This is a genomic window from Runella sp. SP2, assembly GCF_003711225.1.
Classification (GTDB): Bacteria; Bacteroidota; Bacteroidia; order Cytophagales; family Spirosomataceae; genus Runella.
Map to the genome: position 1 here is coordinate 4,029,938 of NZ_CP031030.1, position 15,519 is coordinate 4,045,456.

The 15,519-nt window shown below is 43.1% G+C and carries 15 protein-coding genes; 7 read left to right on the forward strand and 8 right to left on the reverse strand.

Annotation, left to right across the window (positions count from 1 at the left end; translation table 11 throughout):
- Window positions 1–259: 259 nt before the first annotated feature.
- Window positions 260–1,108, forward strand: coding sequence for an AraC family transcriptional regulator (locus DTQ70_RS15930; RefSeq protein ID WP_122931726.1), 849 nt, complete (start codon window positions 260–262; stop codon window positions 1,106–1,108).
- Between the two features lie 102 nt (window positions 1,109–1,210).
- Here DTQ70_RS15930 and DTQ70_RS15935 read toward each other — a convergent pair whose 3' ends face one another.
- On the reverse strand, window positions 1,211–1,855 hold the full coding sequence (locus DTQ70_RS15935; RefSeq protein WP_122931727.1) for a hypothetical protein: 645 nt from the start codon (window positions 1,853–1,855) through the stop codon (window positions 1,211–1,213).
- Window positions 1,856–2,024: 169 nt separating this feature from the next.
- Here DTQ70_RS15935 and DTQ70_RS15940 point away from each other — a divergent pair, with 169 nt between their 5' ends.
- Window positions 2,025–3,146, forward strand: a complete 1,122-nt coding sequence (locus DTQ70_RS15940) for an acyl-CoA desaturase (RefSeq protein ID WP_122931728.1) — start codon at window positions 2,025–2,027, stop codon at window positions 3,144–3,146.
- 51 nt (window positions 3,147–3,197) lie between these two features.
- On the opposite strand, the gene DTQ70_RS15945 is transcribed toward DTQ70_RS15940, so the two are convergent.
- The 3 genes from DTQ70_RS15945 to DTQ70_RS15960 all read right to left on the reverse strand — a co-directional run bounded on the left by DTQ70_RS15945 (window position 3,198) and on the right by DTQ70_RS15960 (window position 5,866).
- On the reverse strand, window positions 3,198–3,848 hold the full coding sequence (locus DTQ70_RS15945) for a response regulator transcription factor (protein WP_122931729.1): 651 nt from the start codon (window positions 3,846–3,848) through the stop codon (window positions 3,198–3,200).
- Between the two features lie 22 nt (window positions 3,849–3,870).
- Window positions 3,871–4,701 (reverse strand): sensor histidine kinase, encoded by an 831-nt coding sequence (locus DTQ70_RS15950; protein WP_122931730.1) that lies wholly within the window; start codon window positions 4,699–4,701, stop codon window positions 3,871–3,873.
- Between the two features lie 781 nt (window positions 4,702–5,482).
- The gene (locus DTQ70_RS15960; RefSeq protein ID WP_122931732.1) at window positions 5,483–5,866 is read right to left on the reverse strand and encodes a hypothetical protein; all 384 of its coding nucleotides are present in this window, start codon (window positions 5,864–5,866) and stop codon (window positions 5,483–5,485) included.
- A gap of 359 nt (window positions 5,867–6,225) precedes the next feature.
- Here DTQ70_RS15960 and DTQ70_RS15965 point away from each other — a divergent pair, with 359 nt between their 5' ends.
- Window positions 6,226–6,981 (forward strand): hypothetical protein, encoded by a 756-nt coding sequence (locus DTQ70_RS15965; protein WP_122931733.1) that lies wholly within the window; start codon window positions 6,226–6,228, stop codon window positions 6,979–6,981.
- A 57-nt stretch (window positions 6,982–7,038) separates the two neighbouring features.
- Here the strand turns inward: DTQ70_RS15965 and nadC are convergent, their stop codons facing one another.
- From nadC to arfB, 3 genes are read right to left on the reverse strand one after another with little or no spacing between them, the layout of a single operon-like run.
- Window positions 7,039–7,872 carry a carboxylating nicotinate-nucleotide diphosphorylase gene (gene nadC, locus DTQ70_RS15970; RefSeq protein WP_122931734.1) on the reverse strand — a complete coding sequence of 278 codons (834 nt, stop codon included), beginning with the start codon at window positions 7,870–7,872 and terminating at the stop codon, window positions 7,039–7,041.
- Between the two features lie 51 nt (window positions 7,873–7,923).
- The gene (locus DTQ70_RS15975; protein WP_122931735.1) at window positions 7,924–8,469 is read right to left on the reverse strand and encodes a GNAT family N-acetyltransferase; all 546 of its coding nucleotides are present in this window, start codon (window positions 8,467–8,469) and stop codon (window positions 7,924–7,926) included.
- A complete protein-coding gene (gene arfB, locus DTQ70_RS15980; protein ID WP_122931736.1) occupies window positions 8,470–8,874 on the reverse strand; it encodes an alternative ribosome rescue aminoacyl-tRNA hydrolase ArfB in 405 nt (134 codons plus the stop codon).
- Between the two features lie 161 nt (window positions 8,875–9,035).
- Here arfB and DTQ70_RS15985 point away from each other — a divergent pair, with 161 nt between their 5' ends.
- Both DTQ70_RS15985 and DTQ70_RS15990 read left to right on the forward strand, forming a co-directional pair.
- Window positions 9,036–9,590, forward strand: a complete 555-nt coding sequence (locus DTQ70_RS15985) for an HD domain-containing protein (RefSeq protein WP_164490071.1) — start codon at window positions 9,036–9,038, stop codon at window positions 9,588–9,590.
- Between the two features lie 75 nt (window positions 9,591–9,665).
- A complete protein-coding gene (locus DTQ70_RS15990; protein WP_122931738.1) occupies window positions 9,666–10,136 on the forward strand; it encodes a Uma2 family endonuclease in 471 nt (156 codons plus the stop codon).
- A gap of 114 nt (window positions 10,137–10,250) precedes the next feature.
- On the opposite strand, the gene uvrB is transcribed toward DTQ70_RS15990, so the two are convergent.
- Window positions 10,251–12,272 carry an excinuclease ABC subunit UvrB gene (gene uvrB / locus DTQ70_RS15995; protein ID WP_122931739.1) on the reverse strand — a complete coding sequence of 674 codons (2,022 nt, stop codon included), beginning with the start codon at window positions 12,270–12,272 and terminating at the stop codon, window positions 10,251–10,253.
- A gap of 321 nt (window positions 12,273–12,593) precedes the next feature.
- Here uvrB and DTQ70_RS16000 point away from each other — a divergent pair, with 321 nt between their 5' ends.
- Both DTQ70_RS16000 and DTQ70_RS16005 read left to right on the forward strand, forming a co-directional pair.
- A complete protein-coding gene (locus tag DTQ70_RS16000; RefSeq protein ID WP_122931740.1) occupies window positions 12,594–13,508 on the forward strand; it encodes a TIGR01777 family oxidoreductase in 915 nt (304 codons plus the stop codon).
- Between the two features lie 70 nt (window positions 13,509–13,578).
- Entirely contained in the window at window positions 13,579–15,516 is a 1,938-nt protein-coding gene (locus DTQ70_RS16005) for a nucleoside-diphosphate sugar epimerase/dehydratase (protein ID WP_122931741.1), read from the forward strand.
- The last annotated feature ends 3 nt before the right edge of the window (window positions 15,517–15,519 follow it).

The window sequence follows — 15,519 nt, forward strand, 5'->3', positions numbered from 1 at the left end:
AAAATGGTAAGGGCACTTTTTGAACACTTACAAAGATACAAGTCAAAGCCAACATCACAAATTGAAGATAAAGGCCATAAAAAAAGCGGCCTAAGCCGCTCTCTATATCATCGTAGGTTTTTTGTGAGAAAAGTCAACATTTGTAATGTGATTGCAAATATCTGTAAATCCTAAACGAAATTATTATTCGTTTTTTGCCTTAATTTGTGCTTAATTATCATTTTGATACAAAGTGAGCGACAACCCGCGACAATCAAGCATGAAAACCGAGTACGAAAATATCACTCCCGACCGAGGCAGTTCGTTCAAAGTACTGCATTGGCGCTCGCACGAAGACCGTTTTTTTTGGCACCAGCACCCCGAATACGAGATTGTTTATATCCATAAAGGCTCTGGGAAACGGCACATTGGACAACACCTTTCGCATTTTGAAGAAGGAGAATTGATGTTTATTGGCCCCAATGTTCCGCACCTTAATTTTGGATACGGTGCAAACTACGAACACGAAGAAATTGTGGTGCAGCTGCGCGATACCTTTCTTGGTGAATCATTTCTTCAAAGTCCTGAATTACAGGACATCAATCGCCTTTTTGAATTATCTAAAAAGGGGCTAAACTTTTATGGTGAAACCCGACAAGAAGTCGCTAATCTTATGCTTACACTCCCCCAGCTCAGTCACTTTGAGCGCCTGATTCAACTGTTGATTATTTTGCAAAAACTTGCTACCTCTAAAGAATATAATCTACTAAAAATCAACGGCATTAGCTACGAGCACAGCCACCGCGAAGAAGCACGTATTCGGCAGATTTATGGGTACGTTGAGCAACATTATCAACGTGAAATAGATGTTCAAACTGTGGCTGATTTGGCCAACCTAACAGTCCCGTCGTTTTGCAGGTATTTCAAAAAAATCACCCAAATGACCTTTACCGATTTTGTCAACGAATACCGCATCAAACAAGCAAGCAAACTGCTCGTTCAAAACCAGTCTGTGACAGATGCGTGTTACAGCAGCGGATTCAATAACCTTTCTCATTTTACCAAAACATTCAAGGCTGTGACGGGCAAAACACCCCGCGAATACAAGAAAGCCAACGATTTGCTCTAAATCGCTGGCTTTCTTGATTTTGGTCGGGTTGTGAGCAACCCTTTTCACGGTTTTCGTCGGGTTGTGAGCAACCCTCTTCACGATTTAGCAACCTCTTCACGGTTATTGTTTTGCGGGGATTTTGGCTTTGGCGTCCTCAAACACCTTTTTCTTCGTTTCTAGGTCTGTTTGTGACGTTGCTACATCTTTCTGATTGATTTCTAAATCTTTCTTGAGATTAGCGAGCTCTTTTTCAGTTTTTTCAATGTCTTTTTTGAGTGATTCACCTTTGCGAGTTAGTTTAGAAAACGATTTTTCGGACTCTTTCATGGCTTCTTCTGCCACGCGAGCATCATCATACAAAATGGCATCTTCGGCAAATTTCTTCAAAAATGACTCAGCTTCTGCGTAGCCTTTGGTGCCTTGTGTCACGTACGAACCATTTCCCAAATCCAAGTAAATAAATACTTGTGAAAGCCCTTTCTTAGACGAAACTTGGCTCGACAAATTAATGGGCGACGACGAAACACTGCTGATATTAGCCGACGGTGCCCGATACACGCCTCCGCGAGAGCTACTGACTTTGCCGTATTGCTTCAAATACGACTCCCAGTACTGACCCAAGTATTTTTCTTCAATTTTGGTTGTGACATACAGCCCTTCAAAAGTGGACTTGTCAATGTCTTGTTTACCTGGCAATACTGTCTGTGCTTGTGTTGAGTAATTAGCCAACCAGGCCAAAATAGCTACTATTAGTACTTTTTTCATTGTTTTCGTATGTTTCTGTTGTGACGCAAAGTACAGGCTTTTTGTCACGATTTCATACGATTAAAATCATTTTCTATACTGAGTGTCGAGCTATTTTTATCGAACGTTAGAAGTTACGGCCGTAAGTATCTACCTTTACTTCAAAATTAAATTCTCTAAACCTCCATTAATGATTGTGAATCCTGCTAAAAAAATTCGTTTCGTTAACAAAGACAAAAACCAATTTTTCTCTACCCTCAAAAAAAGAGTTGACGCGTATTTCAAAGATCAAAATCTTTCTAAATATTCCAACACGACGCTGATTGTCAAAACAGTAGTACTTACGGCGATTTATGTCGTTCCATTTTGTTTGTTTTTACTCCTCCAGCCTCCGTTTGCGGTAAGTATGATGCTTTGGGCATTGATGGGGATTGGGCTTGCTGGGATTGGCATGAGTGTCATGCACGATGCCTGCCACGGTGCTTACTCAAAAAATGAAACGGTAAACGAATGGATGGGAGCTATTTATCTGACCATGCTAGGTGGCTCGCCTTTCAATTGGAAGTTGCAGCACAACGTCCTACACCACATGTACACCAATGTGATTCACTTTGATGAAGACGTTAAAGACAAACTTGTCCTCAAGTTTTCGCCACACACACCCATCAAGCCTTTCCACAAGTTTCAGTGGCTATACGCTTTTCTTTTTTACGGAATCTTGACCCTATACTGGGTAACCGCCAAAGATTTTGTTAACTTTTTTACCTATACCACCAACGGCGTCAATACCAATACCCGTACTCAAAACATCGTCATTTTAAGTAAAATTATTTTGTCTAAAATCGGTTATTTCGCCGTTTTTCTTGGGATTCCCTTGTTCGTATTTGAAGTACCAACCCAAACTTTAATCGCGGGTTTTCTACTTATGCACTTTATTGGCGGGATTATTTTGACGACGATTTTCCAACTAGCCCATTCAGTAGAAGGAACTACACACCCACAACCCAACTCGAAAGGAGAAATTGAAAATGATTGGGCAATTCACCAGATGAATACAACGGTCAATTTTTCACGCGATAATAAGTTGCTCTCGTGGTACGTAGGTGGGCTTAATTTTCAGGTAGAGCACCATCTTTTCCCAAAAATTTCGCACGTACATTACCCTGCCATTTCGCACATTGTCAAAGAAACTGCCGAAGAGTTTGGTATTCCTTACCTTGAAAATCCTACGTTTGCCGTAGCATTACGCTCTCATATCACAACCTTACATCAACTCGGGCATTTACCTGATCTCAACGAAGCATTTGGATAACAACTTTTTGCCACGTCGAACCTGAATTAGGAATTTGACGTGGCATTTTCATTACAATAAGTCGTTTTTGAAGGCATAAGCCACCAAGCCCGCGGTGTTTTTAGTTCCCGTTTTTTCAAGAAGCCGCAAGCGGTGCCCCTCCACTGTACGAGGGCTTACAAAGAGTTTTTCGCTAATTTCTAGCGTAGAAAGCCCCTCACATAGCAGCTGTAACACTTCCATTTCACGGGGCGAAATTTGAATTTTGCTATTGAACAACGGGGCTGGCGGATTGGCACGGGTAATTACTTTGCGGTGCAGCGCTTTTGACACAAAATCACTGTAATAAAAACCATCCGCCATGACGCGCCGTATGGCATTTTCTACTTCCCCTGGCTCCGAGTCTTTCAACAAATACCCATTGACTCCTTTTTCCAACAAATGAATAATAAAGCGATCTTCCTCGTGCATCGACACAATGATTACCCGTAAATTAGGAAAATGTTGTTGAATTTGCTCCGTCGCTTCTACCCCGTCCATGATGGGCATTTGTAAATCCAACAACGCAATATCAGGGGTTACCTTTTCTAAGAGTTCCAACAATTCTTTTCCGTTTGCCGCCTCGCCAATCAACTCAAAATCAGGAATTTGATTCAACATTGCAGTCATTCCCTTACGAAAAAGGTTGTGATCATCGGCAATCACGAGTTTTATCTTATTCATCTGTCCGTGCTGTAAATGTATGTTACTTTGCTGTTATCTTTTCAGGAGAAAGCGGCGAGTTCAAGGGCGTAAACTTAGGTAACCTCACCACCACTCGACATCCTTTATTCAGACCTGTTTCATAGTCAACTTTTCCGTTGATTACCCGCAACCGCCCCTCAATGCTGTCGAGTCCTAAGCCAGGTGACGGGCGCAAACGCACATCACTGAGGTCAAACCCAAGTCCATCGTCTTCCACAACAATGCAAAATTGCCGCGGAGGAAGTTCAATCTGTATGTGAACGTTTCGCCCACTCGAATGCTTGAGGGCGTTGTTTATCAGTTCTTGTACTACCCTATAAAGCATCAACTCAGTACGAGACTCTAAGCGAAATTCTTCATCGCCAAGGCAATCAAACGTTACTTTCAAGGCATGATGGGAATTACTTCTAGCCGCAAACTCCTGAATGGCAGCCGCTAATCCAAATCGTTCTAGAGTAGTGGGGACTAACTCGCGGCTGATACGACGAACGTGGCTAATGGTCTCGTCGAGGGCTTCGCGTACTTGTTGGGCGAGGCGCTCGGCTTGTTCTTTTGAGCCCAACTGGCTGTACAACGCATTGAATGTTAGCTTTGTAACTGACAAAAGCGCCCCAATGTCATCGTGCAAATCTTGGGCGATGCGCCGCCGTTCGGCTTCCGTAGAGGCCATAGAAACCTCTAGGAGTTTCCGTTGAAACTCCGCCTCCATATCTTTGACACGTATTCGCTGTTCAATCTGTTTGCGTTGGTAATACATCACAAACACGACAATGAACATTGCCATGATGAGCATGATACTTGTCCCGATAACAATGGCATAAGACGGCTCCATAGTGAAGGGTCAAAAACGACTGGCGTTATATACAGTCAAAAATACGGAGAAAAACGAGGGAAGCTATATTTTTTTAGTAAACGGCATATATTTCTCTTTAATATAGCCCAAGCCTAACTAGGGCGCGGTTTCATATACCAAACTGAAAACGTCAAGAAGATATTTAACACAACTGATAACAAGGCGTCCACGATCCAATATTGGTCTCTGGATGCCAAATTATTAAAAGTGTTATTTATAAAAATGTATGAAAATATTGTTCCTGAATAATAAAACAACGCCCCCGAACTAAACCAAAACAAAGGAGAAGACCCCAGTTTGGGTTCAGTTAAATATTTTAAAAGCTCAAAGTAATAAATAAGGATTAATAATATGGTAAAACTCCCCGAAGCATGATACGAAAAATTATTAAAACTTACGGTCTTAACGTCCACTAATGACGGTAAATCCAAACAAGCTATAAATATTGAAACGAATAATAACAATAAAGCAAGTCCTTTAAAGTAGCGGTTCTGAAAGGTTAAATAATACAAAACTGCTATCAGAACGAAACTAATTAAATTATACCAATTATAGATATAAATGTTAAAAACGCCTATTTCTGCTAAAATAGACGTTAAAACATTTCTCAATAACGTTAATAGTACAAATCCCAAGATAAGCTTGTTGGCTTTATCCAAATGTGCGATTGTTGATTTTTTTAATATCAACAAAGCAAAAACTACTGGAATTAGCACACTAAAATCTGCTACATAAGAAATAAATCGATGAATCATCCTTATTATGGATTACAGAAATTGGGACAAGGAACTCCCCCACCAGCTCCACCAGGCTCACCTTCTCCATCTTTTTCGCCAGTGGTGTCAATTTTAAATTTCATGTCGCGACCAAGGCCGTCATCGCCAATTTGTACAGGTACCAAGAACAAACGCGGCTGTTCGTTGCCTACAACCGAGAAGTCGATATCTCCTTCTTTGTTTTCGGGTGCGTGGCCATAATAAATCCGAATTCCATCGCAGCCATCTACCTTGAGCAGCGTCTCTAGTATCTCACGGCTAAAGTATTCGGCTTTACGCAAACTTTCTTGACCTTTATGTTTTGCTTCAAAGTTTTTACGACCCAGCGCAATCTCTTTGACAGAGAATATTTTACCAGCTTTTTTCATGAAGTTTGTAGGGCATTAGTTGTGAACAAAGTTGCAAGATATACTGTTGACCAAGGAAGTCCAAACCGTTAAATAAATTTTGACAAGTAGAGTTACGCGACAAAAAAACGCGTATTTCTACGCTAAAATTTATCAGCTCTAGCCGCGACCTTTGTAACGGGTTTGGTTGAATTAGCACTCAAAAGTGCCAACTTTTTCTCATAGGTTAGGTTAGAAGGAAAAAGCCGAAAACACTTGTTTTCGGCTTTTTTAGGTCTAAAGCGAAAAAAACAGCCGCTATTATTGGCCTTTGGCGGAGAAAGATGTTTTTTTGTGCAACTTACGGTTCTATCACGCCGTCACGTCTTTTTCCTCGATTCATGAACAAAAAAATTCTCCTCTATTCGTCATTAAGCGCATTGCTTTTTGCTTTCTCATCCACCACATTTGCCCAAACCACCGCCCGCCTCGTATCTTACGTAGATGTAGCAGGTGCATGGAACACCTCTGCTTGGTCTGCCAATGCTCAATATCATCAATACTTAAAAATTGACCGAAAGGGCTTATTTCAAGTCGGTTGGGGCATACGGGGTACTCATTTTCGTGGCAATGACCTTCCTTTTATCACCGCCTCTGCATCTCAATCTCGTGGAAAAACGGGCTTTAGCGCATTGAGTGCTCCATTACTGCTGCGAAACATTGACACATTGCAAGTATCGGCAGGCATCACTTCCTTTAATTTTAACTTAGGAATACAGCTTTCTGTTTTTGATAAAATAGACATTGGCGTCAATGCCGACATTCTTGGGCTGGCCCTCGGAGGTAAAAAATCGGGTTTTTATTCTTCAACAGTAGGGTATAACAAAGTAGATTCGCTCAATTTGCACCAGACTTATCAGCAAGCAAAGCCGACTTCGCCCAATGTACAACTCCTTGGCGACAATGCCGTTGGCAACCTTACGACCGAAATTTATGCCCGTTTACATATCACCGAACGACTCGGGCTAAAAGCTGGCTATGTCTTTAATACCAACGAGTACCGCACGTCCAACAAACAGCTTGTGGCCGATGTACGCCGTTTTCGGTATCGTTCAGATATGTTGTTGGTAGGAATTACGTTTAAAGTACTTCGGTAATCTACCTTCCCGAAAGCTTAGAGCTTTCGGGAAGTTTTTAACTTTCGGGAAGGTATGTTAATATGCTTTTAGACTCAAGTCCAAGCTTTTGATTTGGTGCGTCAAAGCTCCGCACGAAATATAATCAACGCCCGTTTCGGCAACGGCTCGAAGTGTTTCTTCCCTGATTCCACCCGAGGCTTCGGTCGGGTATTTTCCAGCCACTCGTTGCACAGCCGTGCGAAGGTCGTCGAGGCTAAAGTTGTCGAGCATGATGCGTTGAACCTGTCCAATCTGCAACACTTGTTCTAACTCCGCAAGATTGCGCACTTCAATTTCAATCTGTAGCTGTCGCCCCGTACGTTGCAAATACGCATTGGCTTGGTTAATAGCTGCCTCAATACCTCCTGCATAATCGACGTGGTTATCTTTGATGAGAATCATGTCGTACAACGCATAGCGATGATTCACAGCTCCCCCAATTTTAACCGCCATTTTTTCAAATAGGCGAAAGTTAGGCGTCGTTTTGCGCGTATCAAGTAGTTTAGTTGGCAAGCCGTCCAAAAGGCGTACCAGCGAATGGGTATAAGTAGCAATACCGCTCATTCGTTGCATCGTATTGAGTACCAGTCGTTCTGCTTTCAAAATCGACTGAGCATCTCCACTGACATGAAGCACAATGTCGCCTTTTTTGATGGCTTGCCCGTCGTTGATAAACAGTTCTACCTCCAACAACGGGTCAACTTCTTCAAAAATGATTTTGGCAACCTCAACACCTGCCACAATACCGTCTTCTTTGACGAGCAAACGCGCCCGTCGCTCTGCATCACGGGGGATGGTTGAGAGCGAAGTGTGGTCTCCATCGCCTACGTCTTCGGCAAGGGCCAAACGAATGTAATCACGTATATCCATACCGCAAATGTGCGGGTTTTCGGGAGAATAAAAAAGCGAAGAAGTGGTTTTTCAGTATAGCTCTTTTTGCAACACTACCATGCCTCGAAGCTCCGAGCGTAATCGGCAAAATACTTCATCGTCAAGGCGTGTTGTTGCTATTTTTACAAAACCCGCTTTTTCATAACTCTGAATCGTTTTTAGGGACGAGTCCATGGCCATCAACCAGACCTTATTGATTCCCCATTGGCGCGCTTGTTCATCTACCCACGCCATAGCTTTTTGACCTAAACCAAGCCCCGTTGCTTCTTTGAGGAAATAGATTTTTTCGAGGTACAAAAACGACTCTTTCGGCTGATTTTCAAAGGGTGTTTTGTGTTTTACAAGTTTAAGAAAACCCACGTTTTCGCCGTTGAGCAGCACTGCAAAATACAATAAATCTGGGTTTTCAAAATCCGCCTTGAGCGCATTGTCTCCGAAGCAGCGCTCCATGTACCATTCTATGCCTTGGGTGTCATACCACAAGTGGGTATAATGAGGAAAATACGTTCGAGAACCTAAATCTCGGATGGCCTCAAAATCATTAAGTTGCTGAATATCAAAGCTGTTTTCTATCATTTATTCTGTAATTTTTCTGCGCATGGCTTTGGTGTCTGACTGCCGTTGTTTTTCTTTCAGACGTTTTTCAATCACTGCGGCAGAGGGTTTAGTGGCTTTGCGGGGTTTGGCCACTTCAAAGCACTTTTTGATAAGTTCGTTAAACTTTTTGACTACTTTATCCCGATTAGCCAACTGAGAACGTTCGGTTTGGTGCGTCAACACCAGCACGCCTTCGGTTGTCAGGCGATTGGCTAGTTTTTGTAGCAAAAGCGCACGTTCGGTTTCGGTCAGTAGCAGCGATTGCGAAACGTCAAAACGCAGCTCAACTTTGGTCTCGACTTTATTGACATTTTGCCCTCCTTTGCCTCCACTGCGAGCAGTTTGAAAGACAAGTTCGGAATGGAGTTTTATTGGGTCAAACATGGTTAGTCTCATTGAAATTTTGCACAAAAATAGCAGTTTACGGTGCAAAGATTTGATAGAATACGACTTTTCAGTAATTTGTCGCAACCAACCTTCTTATCAGTGTTATTTTCTTTGAATCAATGGCACCTTTTGAGCGATTTTTAAAACTTAGACGGTTTGTGTTAGCCGAGCTTTCGCAGCAGCTTTCACCCAAACTAACCTACCACGGGATTCACCACGTCCGTGATGTGTTATCGGTTTGTCGTCAGTATATTAAACGGCTTTCGCTCAGAGAGCCCGAAGCCGAACTATTACTCACGGGCGCCCTCATTCACGATATAGGCTTTACAAAAACCTATCAGGGGCATGAAGAGAAAGGCATTGAAATTGCCAAAGAACTACTTCCGAATTTCGGCTTTACCAGTATCGAAATTGTGCTTATTAATGGGCTTATTATATCCACTAAAGTCCCACAACAACCGCTAAATTTAATCGAACAAATCTTGTGCGATGCCGACTTGGACTACTTGGGACGTAGCGATTTTAACCCCATTAGTGAAAGTTTATTTCAAGAACTTCAAAACATGGACATGCTCCACGACCGCAAAAAGTGGGACGAAATTCAAATCAAATTTTTGGAATCACACACCTACCATACTCCCTTTGCCAAAAAATACCGACAACCCAAAAAGGAACAACGAATCAAAGAAATCAAAGAACGGCTTCTGGGTTAAAACGCCAATTGGCAAGGAGTAGAAGCGTTGTGATGTTAGAGAGAATTCATTAAATTTGGAAAAACTATTTTCGTTATGGCTTCAACAACTTTTGACCTTATTGAAGAATTTCAATCCGAAAATATTATATCTGTCAATCACTCACGCCTTATTCACCGAATTGGGGTTGCTCTTGACAAATACGACGCAGAGTATGATATTTTTCCTGAACTGGAATTAGAACTCTCTACTGGCAAGTGTAAACCTGACATTTCGGTTTTCAATAACCTACCCGTTGATTGGCTCAACGACATTATTTTTTACAATCACCCTCCCATTCTAGCCATTGAAATTCTTTCGCCAAAGCAAGCATTAACCGACTTAACCCAAAAAGCTTTTGAGCTGTATTTTCCTGCGGGAGTCAAAAGTGTCTGGCTTGTTTTGCCTTCCGTTCGCATGATTATCGTTCTTACCCCTGATGGTCAAAGAAATACTTACACCGACGATGTACTCCATGACCCTGCGGTCAATTTTACGTTACCTTTAGCTGCTATTTTTCGGAAATAAAACCGTTGGGTGTGCGAAACTTTGCCTACAAATGTTGCGCCTCTACCGAGGCTGATTTGAATGACTTAAAAAATGTGTCGAGCCGCGATTAACAATTAACCTGTGCTTTAGCACTTAATCTTTCTTCAGTTTTTCTCGCAATTGCAACAATTCGTCGCGATAACGGGCAGCTTCCAAGAAATTGAGTTCTTTGGCGGCGGCTTCCATTTTGCGCTGTGTTTCCGCAATTAGCTTTTCCAATTCGGGTTTTGCCATGTATTGTACTACTGGGTCGGCAGCTACTCGAACCTCTTCTGGTTCTACGTAATAACGTTTTGCCGATGGTTTTGAATCGGCCACCGACGTTTGTTCCATGATGGCCTCGCGACTCTTGAAGACCGTCTTGGGCGTAATTCCGTGCTCTGCATTGTACGCCATCTGAATCTCTCGACGGCGATTGGTTTCTTCAATGGCCTTTTGCATCGAGCCTGTCATACGGTCGGCATACATGAGCACTTTTCCGTTTTCGTTTCGCGCCGCCCGCCCAATGGTTTGAATAAGCGAACGAATATCCCGCAAAAAGCCTTCTTTGTCGGCATCCATGATTGCCACCAACGACACTTCGGGCAAGTCCAGCCCTTCCCGCAAAAGGTTTACTCCTACCAGCACATCAAATGCACCTAAACGCAAATCACGCAAGATTTCGACCCGATCAAGGGTTTTTACTTCCGAGTGGATATATCGTCCTTTGATGCCTACCCGCTCCAAATACTTGCTCAACTCTTCCGCCATTCGTTTGGTCAAAGTAGTAACCAAAACGCGTTCATTTCGCTTAACACGTTTATCGATTTCTTCTAACAAATCATCAATCTGATTGAGGCTCGGGCGTACCTGAATTTCGGGATCAAGTAAGCCCGTTGGACGAATAATTTGCTCTACCACCACGCCATCCGTCCGTCGGAGTTCGTAATCAGCAGGAGTTGCACTCACAAAAATCGTTTGGCCTGCCAAGTCCTCAAACTCTTGAAAAGTCAGCGGTCGGTTGTCCATCGCACTTGGTAAACGAAACCCAAAATCGACCAACGACTCTTTACGAGAGCGGTCGCCGCCCCACATTGCACGGATTTGAGGCATTGTCACGTGGCTTTCATCCACCACCAGCAGAAAATCTTCGGGGAAATAATCGAGCAAGCAAAACGGCCGTTCGCCTGGTTTTCGATTGTCAAAATACCTAGAATAGTTTTCGATACCCGAACAGTAGCCCAATTCGCGCATCATTTCTAGGTCAAATTCCGTTCGTTCACGAATTCGTTGGGCTTCTAGCAACCGACCTTCTTTTTCAAAATAACTAATTTGCGCCACTAAATCGTCCTGAATATGGCGAATGGCATTTAGTAAAACGTCCCTTCCTGTCACGAATAAGTTGGCAGGAAAAATGGCCACCATCTTTTCGGACGAGATTTTTTTGCCGTTGGTGGGATTAATACGCTGAATTTCCTCGATTTCATCCCCAAAAAAAATGATACGATAGGCAAAATCAGCATAGCCTGGATAAATATCGACCGTATCGCCCTTTACCCGAAAGTTTCCGCGTGCAAATTCGGCTTCTGTCCGACTGTAAAGAATTTCAACCAAACGAAACAAAAACTGATTGCGGGTGATTTGCTCTCCAACGCCTACCCGCACGATACTTTTGCGGTATTCTTCGGGGTTTCCTGCACCATAGATGCACGACACCGACGCCACCACCAACACATCTCTTCGCCCCGACATCAACGACGAAACCGTCGAAAGCCGAAGTTTATCAATCTCTTGGTTAATGGCTAAATCCTTCTCAATGTAGGTATTGGTCGTTGCAATGTAAGCTTCGGGTTGGTAATAATCGTAGTAGCTAATAAAGTACTCGACCGCATTGTTGGGAAAAAACTGTTTAAACTCTCCGTACAACTGTGCAGCGAGGGTTTTGTTATGACTCAACACCAGCGTAGGGCGGTCGAGCTGCGCTACCACATTGGCAACGGTAAATGTTTTTCCCGAACCCGTTACCCCAAGAAGCGTTTGGGAAGGTTCGCCGTTCTGAATACCTTCCACAAGCTGTGCAATGGCTTGGGGCTGATCTCCAGTAGGCTGGTAGGTAGAAATGATCTCAAATGGCATATTAATAGTAGCAGTATAAACCTAGACAACACCCAAAATAGCCACAAAAGTTCTGTTTTTCAAAGACAACTTACAACCCTAAAAAAAACATGGCCCCGTTCCAATGAAACGGGGCTAATGCCAAATTACCCTACTCTATTATATTAATTCTTCTTGTACAAGCATCGTGCCAAGATTTCATTAAAAAACATTTTGACAACGTAGCTCGCTAAAAAGCATATTTTTATTCAACATATTTAAAATCTACACAACTTTTCTGGCCTTACCGCAACGATTCCCCCTTATTGGCAGTTATGATAGATGTACTTTACTCCTATTATTATGGCGGAAACTGTTTTAATTACTGGTGGTACGGGCTTAATCGGGCGCCGTCTTACCACCTTACTTCTCGAAAAAGGTTATCAAGTAGCTTACCTAAGCCGAAAACAACAAAACATCCCAAACGTCAAAATTTACCGTTGGGATATTGAAAAAAATTTCATTGACGAAAATGCCCTTCGCACTACGGATCACCTGATCCATTTGGCAGGGGCTGGAATCGCCGACCAACGCTGGACTGCCAGTCGTAAGCAAGAGATTATGCAAAGCCGTACCAAAAGCATTGAACTCATTGCGCGCAAACTTCAAGAGCGCCCGTACCACGTTAAATCTTGCGTGTCGGCTTCGGGAATTGGGTTTTATGGAGCCGATACGGGCGATGCCCGCGTATCAGAACACACTCATTCTGGAACTGATTTTGTGGCCCATGTGACGCGGCATTGGGAAAAATCTGTCGAATTGATTGAAAATATTGGGATTCGTACGACCAAACTCCGCACGGGCATCGTTTTAAGTACGCAAGCAGGAGCGCTCCCTAAAATAGCACTACCCGTTCAATGGGGCGTAGGGGCCCCACTTGCTTCTGGCAAACAATGGACTTCGTGGATACACATAGACGATTTGTGCCGAATGTACATTGAAGCCCTTGAAAACCCTACATGGCATGGAGCTTATAACGCCGTAGCCCCCACCCCTGTGACAAACGCCTTCCTCACCCGTCAAATAGCAGAAGTATTGAATCGCCCCCTTTGGTTACCCAACGTACCAAGTTTTGTACTCAAAGCTGTATTTGGAGAAATGGCAAGCTTGGTCATTGGAGGAAATTATGTATTGAATCAACGAATCAAGGCCGAAACCAACTTCACCTACCAATTTGAAGATTTAAAACAAGCCCTTAGCCACCTGTACGAAAAGTAAATTCTGGGTCAGTAAGTGAGGCTTATTGAAAATCATTTTTTACTTTTGAAAAAGTACGCCTTACCCAATTATGATTGAACGTATTCTGACCAAGTATTCTAACCATTTCGTATCCCGTCATCTCATTTTAGCGATTGACGGGGGCGTGGTTATTGGATCCTTCGTCATTGCTTGCATTTTACGATTCAACCTCAATGTTTCCAACATCAATTGGGCATTGTATAAGTACTATTTGGTGGCGTTGTTGGTCAATCGCTTGCTTTGCTTTCTTTATTTTCGGTCTTATACGGGCATCGTTCGGCACAGCAGCGTTGAGGATGCTTCGCTCATTTTTAAAGCCACGACTGCAAGTAGTATCTTGACTATTATTGGTTCCACTTTTTTAAGTCATAGTACCGACAATGCGGTTTTTTACATTCCGATTTCAATACTCATTATTGAGTATTTTATTTCATTATCGGTGATGATTTCGAGCCGTTTTTTGGTTAAAAATATTTACAAGACCCTGATTGCAAATGCCCCTGGCGAAAAAGTCAACGTTCTGATTTATGGAGCGGGTACACTTGGAATTTTGACGAAAAATACCCTCCTCCGCAATCGGCACAAAAAATATACAATTGTCGGATTCATTGATGACAACCCTTCCCTTAGCTTCAAAACCGTTGAAGGTGTGCCCGTTTATCCCGAAAGTGAAGCTATAAAACGCTTTGTGGAAGACGAAACCCCCAGCGACCTAGAAGTTGTTTTGGCCATTCATCAAATAAAACCTCACCGCAAAAATCAAATCATCGAACGGTTTTTGAAAAAAGACATCATCGTCAAAGTCGTTCCTTCCATGTACGAACGACTCAACGGCGACCAGCTTCGTTCGGACGACATTCGTAACATTCGGATTGAAGACTTACTTGAACGTGACCCTATTCTACTTGACAATCAAAACATTATCCGCCAACTATCAGAAAAAACCGCCCTTGTAACTGGCGCGGCGGGGTCAATCGGTAGTGAGATAGTTCGGCAACTCATTCGGTTTAAACCAGAAACCTTAATTCTTATCGACCAATCAGAATCAGGGCTATATGACCTTGAAAACGAACTGAAACAACATTTTCGCCGCTTCCTCGACAATGCCACGCGGGTGATTGTGCAAGTAGCCGACGTCACTGATGAAGTGCGAATGCGGCATATTTTTCGTCAATATACGCCCCAGTTTGTGTTTCATGCTGCCGCGTATAAACACGTTCCGTTGATGGAAGTACATCCTTACGAAGCAGTAAAGGTCAACGTTTTTGGTACAAAAATCATCGCTGATTTATCCGTTGAAACCAACGTCAGAAAGTTTGTGATGATTTCAACGGACAAGGCCGTCAATCCTACCAACGTGATGGGTGCAACCAAGCGACTGGCGGAAATGTACGTCCAAAGTCTCAATCATCGTTTTATCAAAGGCACCCGTTTTATCACAACCCGTTTTGGCAACGTACTTGGTTCCAACGGCTCCGTTGTGCCCCTTTTTCAAAAACAAATACGAGCAGGTGGGCCTATTACGGTGACTCACCCCGACGTCATTCGGTATTTTATGACCATCCCCGAAGCCTGCCAACTGGTGCTGGAAGCGGGTAGTATGGGCAACGGCGGAGAGATTTTTGTGTTTGACATGGGCGAGCCAGTTCGCATCGCAGACTTGGCCCAAAAGATGATAAAATTGTCAGGATTACGGGTCGATAAAGACATTCAAATTACGTACTCGGGATTGCGTCCAGGCGAAAAACTCTACGAAGAACTCCTCAGCGACAAAGAACATACCCTGCCAACCTACCACCCCAAAATTCAGATTGCCCAAGTCGATGAGCAACCATTTGGGGAAATTTCGGCGGCGCTACAAGACCTCAAAAAAGCACTTCGTGAGGGTGATAAAGCCCTGATGGTGACGTACCTTAAAACGGTTGTCCCTGAGTTTATCAGTAACAATTCGGAATACGAAGAGCTTGATGGTTTGGAATTGAGCTAAGTC

What these genes read in the sequence shown, in the direction of transcription:
- DTQ70_RS15960 (WP_122931732.1), bottom strand. Translation starts at nt 5,866, where the DNA reads ATGAAAAAAGCTGGTAAAATATTCTCTGTCAAAGAGATTGCGCTGGGT.
- DTQ70_RS15935 (WP_122931727.1), bottom strand. Translation starts at nt 1,855, where the DNA reads ATGAAAAAAGTACTAATAGTAGCTATTTTGGCCTGGTTGGCTAATTAC.
- DTQ70_RS16000 (WP_122931740.1), top strand. Translation starts at nt 12,594, where the DNA reads ATGGCGGAAACTGTTTTAATTACTGGTGGTACGGGCTTAATCGGGCGC.
- uvrB (WP_122931739.1), bottom strand. Translation starts at nt 12,272, where the DNA reads ATGCCATTTGAGATCATTTCTACCTACCAGCCTACTGGAGATCAGCCC.
- DTQ70_RS15965 (WP_122931733.1), top strand. Translation starts at nt 6,226, where the DNA reads ATGAACAAAAAAATTCTCCTCTATTCGTCATTAAGCGCATTGCTTTTT.
- DTQ70_RS16005 (WP_122931741.1), top strand. Translation starts at nt 13,579, where the DNA reads ATGATTGAACGTATTCTGACCAAGTATTCTAACCATTTCGTATCCCGT.
- arfB (WP_122931736.1), bottom strand. Translation starts at nt 8,874, where the DNA reads ATGTTTGACCCAATAAAACTCCATTCCGAACTTGTCTTTCAAACTGCT.
- DTQ70_RS15945 (WP_122931729.1), bottom strand. Translation starts at nt 3,848, where the DNA reads ATGAATAAGATAAAACTCGTGATTGCCGATGATCACAACCTTTTTCGT.
- nadC (WP_122931734.1), bottom strand. Translation starts at nt 7,872, where the DNA reads ATGGATATACGTGATTACATTCGTTTGGCCCTTGCCGAAGACGTAGGC.
- DTQ70_RS15940 (WP_122931728.1), top strand. Translation starts at nt 2,025, where the DNA reads ATGATTGTGAATCCTGCTAAAAAAATTCGTTTCGTTAACAAAGACAAA.
- DTQ70_RS15990 (WP_122931738.1), top strand. Translation starts at nt 9,666, where the DNA reads ATGGCTTCAACAACTTTTGACCTTATTGAAGAATTTCAATCCGAAAAT.
- DTQ70_RS15930 (WP_122931726.1), top strand. Translation starts at nt 260, where the DNA reads ATGAAAACCGAGTACGAAAATATCACTCCCGACCGAGGCAGTTCGTTC.
- DTQ70_RS15975 (WP_122931735.1), bottom strand. Translation starts at nt 8,469, where the DNA reads ATGATAGAAAACAGCTTTGATATTCAGCAACTTAATGATTTTGAGGCC.
- DTQ70_RS15950 (WP_122931730.1), bottom strand. Translation starts at nt 4,701, where the DNA reads ATGGAGCCGTCTTATGCCATTGTTATCGGGACAAGTATCATGCTCATC.